At 65.0% G+C, this 12,874-nt stretch carries 11 protein-coding genes; 5 read left to right on the forward strand and 6 right to left on the reverse strand.

The features are described 5' to 3' along the window. Positions 1–58: 58 nt before the first annotated feature. The 5 genes from AX735_RS00215 to AX735_RS00235 form a co-directional block, all read right to left on the reverse strand. Positions 59–760 carry a DUF1013 domain-containing protein gene (locus AX735_RS00215; RefSeq protein WP_066274081.1) on the reverse strand — a complete coding sequence of 234 codons (702 nt, stop codon included), beginning with the start codon at positions 758–760 and terminating at the stop codon, positions 59–61. A gap of 161 nt (positions 761–921) precedes the next feature. Beyond that, positions 922–3,723 carry a DUF3857 domain-containing protein gene (locus AX735_RS00220; RefSeq protein WP_231749963.1) on the reverse strand — a complete coding sequence of 934 codons (2,802 nt, stop codon included), beginning with the start codon at positions 3,721–3,723 and terminating at the stop codon, positions 922–924. A gap of 91 nt (positions 3,724–3,814) precedes the next feature. Beyond that, entirely contained in the window at positions 3,815–4,840 is a 1,026-nt protein-coding gene (locus AX735_RS00225; protein WP_066274083.1) for a glycosyltransferase family 4 protein, read from the reverse strand. Between the two features lie 40 nt (positions 4,841–4,880). Next, complete coding sequence (locus AX735_RS00230; protein ID WP_066274086.1) at positions 4,881–5,825, reverse strand: UDP-2,3-diacylglucosamine diphosphatase; 945 nt, start codon at positions 5,823–5,825, stop codon at positions 4,881–4,883. A 108-nt stretch (positions 5,826–5,933) separates the two neighbouring features. Then, the gene (locus AX735_RS00235) at positions 5,934–6,956 is read right to left on the reverse strand and encodes an NAD(P)H-quinone oxidoreductase (RefSeq protein WP_066274067.1); all 1,023 of its coding nucleotides are present in this window, start codon (positions 6,954–6,956) and stop codon (positions 5,934–5,936) included. Between the two features lie 91 nt (positions 6,957–7,047). On the opposite strand from AX735_RS00235, the gene AX735_RS00240 reads away from it, so the two are divergent. From AX735_RS00240 to AX735_RS00250, 3 genes are all read left to right on the forward strand, one after another. Next, positions 7,048–7,248, forward strand: a complete 201-nt coding sequence (locus AX735_RS00240; protein ID WP_066274070.1) for a DUF1192 domain-containing protein — start codon at positions 7,048–7,050, stop codon at positions 7,246–7,248. Positions 7,249–7,519: 271 nt separating this feature from the next. Next, positions 7,520–9,859, forward strand: a complete 2,340-nt coding sequence (gene clpA, locus AX735_RS00245) for an ATP-dependent Clp protease ATP-binding subunit ClpA (protein WP_066274092.1) — start codon at positions 7,520–7,522, stop codon at positions 9,857–9,859. Between the two features lie 171 nt (positions 9,860–10,030). Beyond that, a complete protein-coding gene (locus AX735_RS00250) occupies positions 10,031–10,423 on the forward strand; it encodes an acyl-CoA thioesterase (RefSeq protein WP_066274071.1) in 393 nt (130 codons plus the stop codon). A 4-nt stretch (positions 10,424–10,427) separates the two neighbouring features. On the opposite strand, the gene thpR is transcribed toward AX735_RS00250, so the two are convergent. Then, positions 10,428–10,973 carry an RNA 2',3'-cyclic phosphodiesterase gene (gene thpR, locus AX735_RS00255; RefSeq protein WP_082750840.1) on the reverse strand — a complete coding sequence of 182 codons (546 nt, stop codon included), beginning with the start codon at positions 10,971–10,973 and terminating at the stop codon, positions 10,428–10,430. Between the two features lie 121 nt (positions 10,974–11,094). Here thpR and AX735_RS00260 point away from each other — a divergent pair, with 121 nt between their 5' ends. Beyond that, the gene (locus tag AX735_RS00260) at positions 11,095–11,838 is read left to right on the forward strand and encodes a Bax inhibitor-1/YccA family protein (RefSeq protein ID WP_066274076.1); all 744 of its coding nucleotides are present in this window, start codon (positions 11,095–11,097) and stop codon (positions 11,836–11,838) included. A 258-nt stretch (positions 11,839–12,096) separates the two neighbouring features. After that, the coding region (locus tag AX735_RS00265; RefSeq protein WP_156447373.1) for a hypothetical protein at positions 12,097–12,874 on the forward strand (778 nt) is incomplete at its 3' end.

Consider the following 12,874-nt stretch of genomic DNA (forward strand, 5'->3'; position numbering starts at 1 on the left):
TCATAAGCGGGCGGCCCCGAGCGCGTTTCCAGCTCTTGCGGGGCCGCCGCCTCTGTCATCAGTCGCGCCCGTCTTCGGTTTCATCGCCGCCGAGCAGCGACGATTCGATCGCGGCCTCGCGCGCGGCTTCCTCGGCGGCGCGGTGCTGCGCATCGCGTTCGGCGCGCAGTTCCTCGATCAGCGCCTCGCGGTCGCCGCCCAGACGGGTGTCGGTCGGGGCCTGATCGGTGATCCCGGCCTTCTTGGCGGCCTTGCTGACGATCGCGTCAAGCTCGCGCTGCGAGCACAGGCCGAGCGTTACCGGGTCCTTGGGCTGGATGTTCGAGATGTTCCAGTGGCTGCGATCGCGGATCGCGGCGATGGTGTTGCGCGTTGTGCCGATCAGCTTGCCGATCTGCGCATCCGAGATTTCGGGGTGGTTGCGCAGGATCCAGGCGATGCCGTCGGGCTTGTCCTGGCGCTTGGAAACCGGGGTGTAGCGCGGGCCCTTGGTGCGACGCACCTGGGCGGGACCGGCGATGATCTTCAGCCGATAGTCGGGATCGGCCTGGCCCTTCTCGATCTCGGCCATGGTCAGCTCGCCTGCGCGCACCGGATCGCGGCCGGTATATTTGCTGCTGGCAAGGTCGTCGGCCATCGCCTGGACTTCCAGAATGTGAAGGCCGCAGAAATCGGCAATCTGTTCGAAGCTGAGCCCGGTATTGTCGACCATCCAGGATGCGGTCGCGTGCGGCATCAGCGGCTGGGGGTTGGCAGACATGCGCGTTTCTCCAAAAAATATGGCCACCCCTCGCGGGGTGGCCGAATGCTGCGCACGGCTATAGGCGAATGCGGTGCTTTGGGCAAGGGAAAGGCTCTGGGGGCAGGGGAAAGCGTCTGGTGCGGCCGAAGGGCCGGTGAACGTCCCCTCGGCCGGTGGCTTCAGGGCTTCAGCCCATAGCGCGCATATTGCCGCTCCAGTGACGGCGAGAGCTGCCGCGCAACCGCCAGATCGGTCGCCGCGTCGGCCTCGCGGCCCAGCTTGCGATAGACGATGGATCTCAGGTACCGGCTTTCGGCCAGGCTGGGGGCCTGCAGCAGCGCGGCGTCGAGATCGGCCAGAGCCTCTTCAAGCTTCCCCATGCGCAGCCAGACGAGCGCGCGGCTGTCGAGAATGCCTGCGGTGCTATCGCTGAGCTCCAGCGCGCCGGTACAGTCCTTCAGCGCCGATTCGGTCTGGACCATCCGCGTGCCCTTGATCCAGCAGCGCATGTTGAGCAGCGATGGATCGCCGGGCTTGGTCGCCATCACCGTGTCGAGCTCAGTCAGCGCCTGCGCGGCATCGCCAAAGATACCCAGCAGATCGGCCCGGATCACCTGCAGGTCGGTAAGCGTCTTGCCGCCCAGCGCAATCCGTTCGTCGACCAGCGCCAATGCGCCTTCCAGATCGCCAAGTTCGGCCATGAGCCCTGCGACCTGCCCGACATAGCCGATATCGGACGGATCGAGCGAACGGGCCGCCCTGGCATCGGCAAGCGCGCCTTTCAGGTCGCCCAGTTCCGCGCGCACCGATGCGCGGTCGCTATAGGCCTCGGCCGAGGGCATCAGCGCGATCTGGCGGTCCAGGACGCTTGCGGCTCCCTTGAAATCGCCGATGCCGCGGTACAGCGACAGGCTGCTGGTCAAGGCTGTGGTATTTTCCTCGTCGGCCTTCTGCACCTCCTTGTCATAAATGGTGCGGATCGTGTTGATCTGCGAATCCGACGGCGCACCGGCCAGCGACCAGCGCCGACGCGCATCGGCCGGAGCGACCAGTCTGGGCGATCGCGCCAGCAGCGTCGCCATGCGGTCGCGTTCGCGCGGCACATCGCTCGCCGCGACCTCGCTGCCCAGCGATGTCAGGTCTTCCTCGACCACCACCTCGCCGTTTGCCATTGTCAGCGACCGCCGGATCGCGGTGCCGCCGATCGAGACATCGACCGACGAGTCGCCTTCGATCGTGTAGCCGCGTCCGCCATCGGGTAGCCGGATCGACATCCGGTATCGGCTGCGCTGCGGTCCGGCGGTTGCGACCGGTATCGCGGCCCAGGCAGGTCTTGCCCGGTCCGGCTTGAAATCGATCAGATCCGGAACGCGCGACAGCCAGCGCTCCATGCGCCGGTCCTGCATCTTCCAGCCGGTGTTGAAGACGCCCCGGCCGCGAATGGTGACGGTGCCGGTATCCGGGTCAGGCACGGCTTCCAGCTGCTCGAACTGCGCTTCGCCGACGAATTCCTCGAGCACCGACTGCACCCCATCGCGCAGTTCGCGCTCGGGCATCTGCGCGGTCATCAGCGTGAGCAGGCTGGCGAGCTCGCCGCGCACGACCATCTTGAGCTCGATGACCGAAGGCAGATCGATGCTGGTGCTTTCGTCCGCCGTCATCTCCAGGTCGATCGTCGGGCGTCCGGGCGCGCGCAGGTCCACCGCCACCAGATCGGAACCGTCTGCGCGCAGCGGCAGCACATGGCCCAGGCGTGGCGTATCACGCATGTCGGCCAGCCTGGTGCCCAGCGCGGTGCCATCCAGCCACAGCGATTGCGATCCGATCGTCGCCCGGACCAGCACATGATCGAAGGCAGCCGCGCTGGGAATGCGCTCGGGCACCAGTTCACCCAGCCGCACCCCGGCCAGCACCGGCTCTGCCTCTATCCCCATCGCATGCAGCATGGCGAGCAGCAGCAGCGTTTTCGCCTTGCAGTCGCCATAGCGCGCGTCCCAGGTCTTTTGCGGCGACTGGGGCACGTAATTTCCGCCATCCATCCCCACGGCCAGATAACGGATCTTGTCCTGTACCAGCTGCAGCGCCCTGGCGGCGCGCTCCATCGGATCGCTGGTCGCCTGCACGATCGCGGCGATCTCGGCGGCGATCGGGCCGTCTGGCGCGACGGTGCCCTGCGTGGCGTAGAGCGGTGCCATCACCTTGGACACATCGGCCCAGCTGGCAAAGGTGGAGGCCTCGATCATCGGCAGCAGGCGATAGCGGCCAGGCGCATCGTCGGGCATCTCGGCCAGCTTGGCGAGCGGGGCTGCGACCTCGATGCGCATGAAATCGCCATCGCGCACCGGCTTCAGGTCGAGCTTGCCCGCGAGCGACTTCCACTGCACCGGCTGATCCTTGCGCCAGGCCAGGCTGTAGCCCGCCGACGGGATACGCACCGGCGCGGCGGGCAGCCATTGCACGATCTGCGACCGTCCGCCCAGCGCGGTATCCTTGCGGGTGACCGAGGCGCGCAGGCGCAATCTGTCGCCGACGCGAAGCCCCTCGACCGCCAGCGTTGCGGACAGGATGCCGGAAAGCTCGCTCTTTTCGAGCTGCTCCTCGCGGCGCAGCACGGTGAATTTCTGCCCGTCCGCCAGCACGTCGATCGTCTGGCCGTCGCGCAGGATCGAGAGCTGGTGGATGATGAGATCGCCCTTGTCCGGGCTCCAGGGCAAGGTGATGATGTTGCTCTGGGTCAGGCTTTCGGGCGAATCCAGCCGCCGGATGGTGTCGCTATACTGCCAGACGGTGGGACCATCGATGCGGTGCTGGAAATCGAGCAGCATCAGCCCGCCGGCCCCGCTGGGTTGCTTGTCATCGGGCAGGGCTGCCGGTTTCACCCATTCGGGGGCGGGGGCATAGAGCGGCTGATCACCCGCAAGAGCCGGAGAGGCCAGCACTGCCAACCAAGCCGCACCCACCCACCTGTACCTGTATTTCACGCCCTTGCCCCTGCTTCTGCCCCCAGCCGAGAAGTGCCGGGCAGGGCAGGTGAATGCAAATCCTATCGACGCCAGATCGGGGGCACCGGCCTCATGCCGCCAGGGCGAGCCGCGCGGTGATCGGCACCAGGGCGTTCAGGAACTGGCGGGTGCTGGCATCCCAGGTGAAGCTGCGCCCCGCGGCCAGGCAATCGGCGCGGTTGAGGCTGAGCGCGCCCGCGATCGCGGTGTCGAGATCGGCATCCATCACGCCTGCGCCCGGCGTCAGCACGTCGAGCGGGCCGGAGACGGGGAAGGCTGCCACCGGTGTGCCGCAGGCGAGCGCCTCGATCATCACCAGCCCGAACGTGTCGGTGCGGCTGGGGAAGACGAACACGTCCGCGCCGGCATAATAGCCCGCCAGCGTCGCGCCCGATTGCGCGCCGACGAAATGGGCGTGGGGGTACGCTCGGGACAAGGCCTCGCGCGCCGGGCCATCGCCGACCACCACCTTGGACCCCGGATGGCGGCTCGACAGGAACGCCTCGATATTCTTCTCGACCGCGACGCGGCCGACATAGAGCTGGATCGGCCCCGCAAGCTCCGCATAGAGCGCGGGCCGGGGGGCGTGGGGCCCGAAACAGCCGAGGTCGACGCCGCGACCCCAGTGCACCACCTGGCCCAGCCCCTGCTCTCGCAGCTGCGCCCGCACCGTCTCGGTCGATACCAGGATCGCATGGGCCGGGGCGTGGAACCAGCGGATAAATGGCCAGAACATCGCGGCGGGAAGCCCGGTGCGCCGCGCGAGATAGTCGGGAAACTGGGTATGATAGGCGGTGGTGAAGGGATAGCCATGATCGAGACAGAAGCGCCGGGCGGCAATGCCGAGCGGCCCTTCGGTGGCGATATGCACCGCATCGGGCGCAAAATCGCTCAGCCGTGCGCCGATGCCGAAGCGCGTGGTCAGCGCCAGGCGGATCTCGGGATAGGACGGGCAGGGGATCGAGGCATATTGGTCGGGCGAGATGACCAGCAACTCGTGGCCCAGCGCGCGCAGACGCTCGGTCACCGCGGTGAGCGTCCGCACGACACCGTTGACCTGCGGCGCCCAGGCATCGGTGATGATCGCGATCTTCATGCTGGGCTGCATGCTGTCCTCCGCTGTCGCACCGACCGGATCAGGCCGCCACCGGTTCGAGATTCTGCCGCATGCGCGCCTCGGCCTCGGCCGCCTGGCGCTCCTTCATGATCTCGGCCCAGTGCAGCACTTCCATCCGTCCGTCGAAATGCTCGACCAAAGCGGTGCAACCTTCGACCCAGTCGCCGTCGTTATAATAGGCGACGCCGCCGATCTCGCGGATCTCGGCCGTGTGGATATGCCCGCAGACCACGCCGTCGACACCGCGCTCGGCGGCGGCGCGCGCGACCAGCTCCTCGAAGCGCGAGATGAACTCGACCGCGTTCTTGACCTTGTGCTTGGCCATTTTCGAGAGCGACCAATAGGACAGGCCGAAACGCTGGCGCACCCAGTTGACGCCGATGTTCATGCTCATCAGCAGGTGGTAGAGCGTGTCGCCGACGAACGCGAGCCAGCGATGCGCGAGCATGATCGTGTCGAACTCGTCGCCGTGCAGCACCATCAGCCGCTTGCCGTCTGCGGTCTCGTGGAATGCGGCGCGCCGGATCTCGACGCCGCCGAAATTGAGCCCGCTGAACTGGCGGAACATCTCGTCATGATTCCCGGGGATATAGACGATCCGCGTCCCGCGCTTGGCGCGCTTCAATATGCGCCAGACGATGTCGTTGTGCGCGGCGGGCCAGTAGAATTTCTTCTTCAGCCGCCAGCCATCGATGATGTCGCCGACCAGATACATGGTGTCGCTGTCGACATGGTCGAGAAAGTCGATGAGCATTTGCGCGTTGCAGCCGCGCGTGCCGAGGTGAACGTCGGAAATCCACACGGTGCGATAGCGGCGGCGCGCATCGGCCGGGGGTTCGGGGACATAGGGCTGGCCGCCCGGAAAGCCGGCGACATTGGCAAAATCGCTGCCCGCCAGATCATCGCCATCGGCCACCCTTGCCAGCAGGCTGCCAATGCTATCGCTGAATTCGTCGAGGGCCATGATGGCTTGTGCTCCCTGCGGATCGTGCATCCTCGGGACCACGCCAATGGCGGTTTAATGTGACAACTGGAATCGCCTAGCGATGACGACTTGATGACAGTCGGCGGACTATTCGCCGATCTCCAGCACGATCTTGCCGATCAGATCGCCCGATTCCATCTGCGCATGCGCCTTGGCCGCCTCGGCCAGCGGATAGCGGCTGTGGATGATCGGCGAAAGCTCGCCGGTCGCGACCAAAGGCCAGACTTCGCGCGCGATCTCGTCGGCGAGCAGCGCCTTGAACGCGTTCGAGCGCGGGCGCAGCGTCGATCCGGTGAGCGTCAGGCGGCGGCGCATGATCTCGAGCACCGAAATCTCGGCCTTCATGCCCCCCTGCACCGCAATCGTGACGTTGCGGCCATCATCGGCCAGGCAGGCCATGTTGCGCGGCAAATAGCTGCCGCCCACCATGTCGAGCACGATCTCCACACCCTTGCCGTCGGTCAGCCGCTGGACCTCCTCGACGAAATCGTGCGTCTTGTAGTTGATGGCGTGCGTCGCGCCGATCTCCAGCGCTGCGGCGCATTTGTCGTCGCTGCCGCAGGTGACGATGGTCTTGAGGTCGAACAGCTTGCCCAGCTTGATCGCCATCGTGCCGATGCCGCTGGTGCCGCCATGGACCAGCACCGTCTCGCCATCGCGGGCATAGGCGCGCTGGAACAGGTTGTGCCACACGGTGAACAGCGTTTCGGGCAGCGCGGCCGCCTCGACCATCGATATGCCCGAGGGCACGACCAGGCAGTGGTCCGCGCGGGCGAGGCAATATTCGGCATAGCCGCCGCCTGCGACCAATGCGCAGACCGGCTGGCCGATCAGCGCATCGTCGGTATCGGGGCCAGCGGCCACCACCGTTCCGGCAATTTCCAGGCCGGGGATGTGCGGAGCACCCGGCGGCGGCGGATAGAAGCCCTGGCGCTGGATGACATCGGGCCGGTTGACGCCGGCGGCGGCGACGCGGATCAATAGCTCGCCAGCTGCTGGCACCGGAACTTGTGTCTCGCCGGCCACCAGTACTTCCGGCCCGCCCGGCTCGGCATAATCGACGGCACGCATGGTCGCCGGAATTACTTTCGCCATTTCCAGGGTCGTCATGACCTGGTGCTCCCCCCGTTCACGGACCAAACCGTCAACATCTGTAAACCCCATATTGACAGCTAAGGCACCGGGGTCAACAATAAGTCCCATGGAGCCCGACGAAAGCCTCGCGCGGTTGCGCGCAGATGCTGCCCAGAAACTGGGCGGCGAGGATATCGATGCCTATTCGCTGGACGAACTGGAAGCGCGGATCGCGCTGTGCCGGGCCGAAATCGCCCGGTGCGAAGCGCGCAAGGCCTTTGCCGCGCAGCACCGGCTGAGCGCGGAAGCGCTGTTTCGCAAGAGCTGAGCAGCGCCTGCAGGCTTTGAGCCCGAACGGCGCATCCGACCTGCATGCAGGTGCCGTTCATCTGGCACGGCTCTTGCTGCGATTATTCACGACGAGTGGCTTTGAGCCTGCTGGATTTGCCCGAATGCCGTCCTATATTGGTGCACGTGGAGCGCCCCGGAGTGGATAGGGGCAATGGCAAAGAGGCGCTTGACGATAAGGGGCCCGGCCCTTTTTTCCGGGCGGAATGATTGAGAAGGCGGGTATCTCGCCCGCCGCGGAGTATCGCAATATGCCATCCTTTGCCGAATCGCTGGAAAAGACGCTGCATCAGGCGCTGCACAATGCCGCCGATCGCCGTCACGAATATGCCACGCTCGAACATCTGCTGCTCGCGCTGATCGACGATGCCGATGCCGCGCAGGTGATGCAGGCCTGCGGCGTGGACCTAGGCGAGCTGGGCGATGCCGTCACCCATTATCTCGATAACGAGCTGGATTCGCTCAAGGTCGCCGAAAAGACCGACCCTGCGCCGACCTCCGGCTTCCAGCGCGTGGTCCAGCGCGCGATCCTGCACGTCCAGTCCTCGGGCAAGGATGTCGTCACCGGCGCGAACGTGCTGGTCGCATTGTTCTCCGAGCGCGAGAGCTATGCCGTCTATTTCCTGCAGCAGCAGGACATGAGCCGCCTCGATGCGGTGAGCTATATCAGCCATGGCATCGGCAAGGGCGGCCAGCCGGTCGAACAGCGCAGCGTGCGCGGGACCGAGGAGCCGCAGGAGGAAAAGCAGGACGCTGCCGCCAAGCAGAAGAAGGACAGTGCGCTCGACCAGTTCACGGTCAACCTCAACGCGCGCGCCCAGGCCGGCAAGATCGATCCGCTGATCGGACGCGGGCCCGAAGTCGACCGCACGATCCAGATCCTGTGCCGCCGTTCGAAGAACAATCCGCTCTATGTCGGTGATCCCGGCGTGGGCAAGACCGCGATCGCCGAAGGCCTGGCGCGCAAGATCGTCGAGGGCGACGTCCCCGAAGTGCTGCAAAAGGCGGTGATCTATTCGCTCGACATGGGTGCGCTGCTCGCCGGCACGCGCTATCGCGGCGATTTTGAGGAGCGGCTCAAGCAGGTCGTCTCGGAGCTCGAGAAGATGCCGCACGCGGTGCTTTTCATCGACGAGATTCACACCGTGATCGGCGCCGGTGCGACGTCGGGCGGCGCTATGGACGCGTCGAACCTGCTCAAGCCCGCGCTGTCCAGCGGCACCATCCGTTGCATCGGATCGACCACCTACAAGGAGTTCCGCAATCACTTTGAGAAGGACCGCGCGCTGCTGCGGCGGTTCCAGAAGATCGACGTGAACGAGCCGACGATCGAGGATACGATCAAGATCCTGAAGGGCCTGCGCACTGCGTTCGAGGACCATCACAAGGTCAAGTACACGCCCGATGCGATCAAGACCGCGGTCGAGCTGTCGGCGCGGTATATCAACGACCGCAAGCTGCCCGACAAGGCGATCGACGTGATCGACGAGGTCGGCGCGATGCAGATGCTGGTGCCGCCCGCCAAGCGGCGCAAGATCATCACCGCGCGCGAAATCGAGAGCGTGATCGCGACGATGGCGCGCATCCCGCCCAAGTCGGTGTCGAAGGACGACAAGAAGGTGCTCGAGCATCTCGAGCGCGACCTGAAGCGTGTCGTCTTCGGCCAGAACAAGGCGATCGAGGTGCTGTCCAGCGCGATCAAGCTGAGCCGGGCGGGCCTGCGCGATCCGGACAAGCCTATCGGCAATTATCTGTTCTCCGGCCCCACCGGCGTCGGCAAGACCGAGGTTGCACGCCAGCTCGCCAACATCATGGGCATTCCGCTGCAGCGGTTCGACATGTCCGAATATATGGAACGCCACTCGGTCAGCCGGCTGATCGGCGCGCCTCCGGGCTATGTCGGCTATGACCAGGGAGGCCTGCTCACCGATGCGATCGACCAGCAGCCGCATTGCGTCCTGCTGCTCGACGAGATCGAGAAGGCGCATCCGGACCTGTTCAACATCCTGTTGCAGGTGATGGACAATGGCAAGCTGACCGATCACCACGGCAAGACCGTCGATTTCCGCAATGTCGTGCTGATCATGACGACCAATGCGGGCGCAGCGGACATGGCGCGTGAAGGCATCGGATTTGGCGATGTCAGCCGCGAGGACGCGTCGGACGAGGCGGTGAAGAAGATGTTCACCCCCGAATTCCGCAACCGTCTCGATGCGATCGTACCGTTCGGCTATCTGGGAACCGAGGTTGTCGCCCGCGTGGTCGACAAGTTCATCCTGCAGCTTGAACTGCAGCTGGCCGACCAGAACGTGCATATTCGCCTCGACCAGGAAGCGCGCGACTGGCTGTGCGAGCGCGGCTATGATCGTCTCTATGGTGCCCGCCCGATGGCGCGGCTCATCCAGGAGAAGATCAAGCAGCCGCTGGCGGAAGAACTGCTGTTCGGCAAGCTGGTCCAGGGCGGCGAGGTCAACGTCCATATGAAGGACGGCGCCATGGCCTTCGAGATCGTCCCCGCACCGCCCAAGGCGAGCAAGCCCAAAAAGGCGCGCGGATCGGCGAAGAAGGAAAGCGATACCAACGCGGATTGAACGATGGGCCCGGCTGGCGAGATGTCAGCCGGGCCTTTTTTGTGTCTAGTTCCAAAACTATCCCCGTTTGTCCCGAGCGAAGTCGAGGGACGTGATCCCGCAGGGTTGTGCGAGGTCCCTCGACACGCTCGGGACAAACGGAGATGGGTGCCCAGTAGTTTGAAGCCCCCCATGACCACCTTCTCTCTCCCCTTTACCGCGCAGCCGCAGCACATCGACGAGCTCGGTCATGTCAACAATGCCGTCTGGGTGCAGTGGCTGCAGGAGCTGTCGGTCGCGCACTGGAATGCGGCCGCGGACCCCGCGCATGTGGCCGCCTATTTCTGGGTGATCGTCCGGCACGAGATCGATTATCGCGGCAATATCGGTTTGGGAGAGACCGCGATCGGCCGGACCTGGGTGCCCGGAACGCCCAAGGGCGCGCGCTTTGCGCGCCATGCCGCCTTTGCCGATGCGAATGGACGCGACATCGTCACCGCGATCTCGACCTGGGCGATGCTCGACAAGGCGACCGGACGTCCGGCGCGGGTCACAGCGGATATCGCGGCCGCCTGCCAGCCCTGATGCGTCAGCCGCGCAACGGGAACGCGGCGATCGTCTCGTAGACGCTTCCGTCATGCCCGAGTTGGCTCTGCATCAGCCGCAGCGCGTCAAAGCCGAACGGGTCGCCCGGCAGGGGTGGCTGCGATGCCATCCAGGCGGTGACCCCAGCCGGATCGGGCGCGGTGCTGCGCGCGAATCGCGCGATCGTGACATGCGGCACATATTTGCGCGCTTCGGGCTCGAAGCCGGCGCGCACGCACAGCCGGTCGAGCCGCGCATGCAACGCTGCCAGCGGTTCGCGCGGAGCTAGCCCTGCCCAGAGCTGATCGACCCGGCCCTTGCGGTCGAACCAGCCAAAGCCGTCAAGCCGCGCCTCAATCCGCGTAAAGCGTTCCGCGCCGAGCGCGAGCAGCAGCGCCTCTGCCCCGTGCCGGTCGGTCTCGCCCACGAAGCGCAAGGTCACATGCAGCTGCGCGTCGCTCTGCCAGCGTGCCGCGACCAGCCCCTGCATCCGGTCGAGCAGCAGCGCGCGAATGGCAATCGGAGGCACAAGGGACAGGAACAATCGCATGGTAATGTTTGTATCGTAGCAAGGCGCGACGAACGGAAAACCGGTTTCGCTTGAAAATTTCCCATCAAGGGGCGATATTGTGGCTATCCGGCAACAATGCCGGGCAAAGGAGACTTTTTCGATGGCTGACCGTTTTGATCCTCGCACGGCGGAGCGCATGCGCGCCGGTTCGATCAATGCGCCCGGCGGTATCAGCGCGGCCCGTGACGAGGGCCTGCGCAAGTACATGCTGTCCATCTACAATTACATGACCAGCGGCATCCTGCTGACCGGCATCGTCGCGCTGCTCTTCGCCCAGTCGGGCATGGCGGCGCAAATCATGTTCGGTCCGGGCTTGCTCAAGTACGTCATCATCTTCTCGCCGTTGCTGATCATCTTCGCGATGAGCTTCGGCATGAACCGCTTCTCGACGCCCGCGCTCCAGGCAATGTTCTGGGGCTTTGCGACGCTGATGGGGCTCAGCATGTCGACGATCTTTCTGGTCTATACCGGTGAAAGTATCGCGCTGGCGTTCTTCTCGACCGCTGCGGCGTTCGCGGGCCTTAGCCTGTTCGGTTACACGACCAAGAAGGACCTGACCGGCTGGGGCAGTTTCCTGATCATGGGCCTGGTCGGCCTGATCGTGGCGAGCGTGCTCAACATCTTCCTCAAGTCGTCGGTCATGGGCCTGGTGATCAGCTATGCCGCCGTCCTGATCTTTGCGGGCCTGACCGCCTATGACACGCAGAAGCTCAAGAGCCTGTACTGGCAGGTCGCGGGCAGCGACATGATGGGCAAGGTCGTGATCATGGGCGCGCTGAACCTGTATCTTGATTTCATCAATATGTTCCAGGCGCTGCTGAGCATCATGGGCAGTCGCGACTGATCTGTCCGGAAAAGCACTGGAACCCTGACAGCCCGGCGGATCCCCTTCCGCCGGGCTTTTCTTTTGCGCACCAAAGGTTCATTCGGCTCGCCGCTCGAGCGACTCCGCTCATCCCGGCTTTTGGCGGTCTGTCGTACCCTAGCCTTTAACGGTTCACCGTTTTGGTGTTGAGATCATCGCTTGGCGGGCATAAACCATGCCCATGAGAACGCGCGCGAGAGAGCCAAGGCCCCGCGCGTGCACCGGGAGATACTGAACATGGCGCGTATGGCCCTCAGCCGTGCAATCCTGCTGGCCGCAACGGCCGGCCTCACCACGCTCGTCGCGGCCTGTGGCGGAGCCAAGCCCGCGCCGGTTGCCGTCGCCCCGCCGCCGCCGCCGGTGCCGGTCGCGCCGCCGCGCATGCCGACCCCGCCATCGAATGCGGTCACGGCGATGGCGATTCCGGGCCTGCGCGCCGACGGCCTGCGCGACACGCCGATGCGCGACATCGATGACAATGAGAAGCTCTGGTATTTCCGCGCCGCGTTCAACGTCGCCGCGCTCAACTGCCAGAATGCCGAGCATTTCCGGATCGCGGACGATTACAACCAGTTCCTGAAGACGCACAAGCGCGAGCTCGACCGGATCAACAGGACCGTCGAGGAGAAATATCGCAAGCGCTATGGCACCGGCTATGCACGCATCCGCGATACCGAGAACACCCAGGTCTACAATTTCTTCGCTTTCCCCCCGGTCAAGAGCGATTTCTGCAATGCCGCGCTGATCCTTGGCCAGGAAGCCGTGGCACTGCCGTCGAAGGATCTGGTCGCCTTTTCGGTTCGCGCGCTGCCGACACTCGAGGGCGTGTTCGACCGCTTCTATGCGTCCTATGAAAGCTATCAGAGCGACCTGCAGAAATGGATCGCGCTTTATGGCAGCCCCGAGATGCGGGCCGCGCAGGCCGCACAGATGGGTCAGGCCCAGCCTGCCATCCAGCCGGCCTTGAACACCGCTCCTAGCGCTGCAACCCCGGCCAGCAACCCTCCGGTGCTGC

The organism is Blastomonas sp. CCH1-A6, assembly GCF_001556365.1.
In the GTDB taxonomy this organism is placed as follows: Bacteria; Pseudomonadota; Alphaproteobacteria; order Sphingomonadales; family Sphingomonadaceae; genus Blastomonas; species Blastomonas ursincola.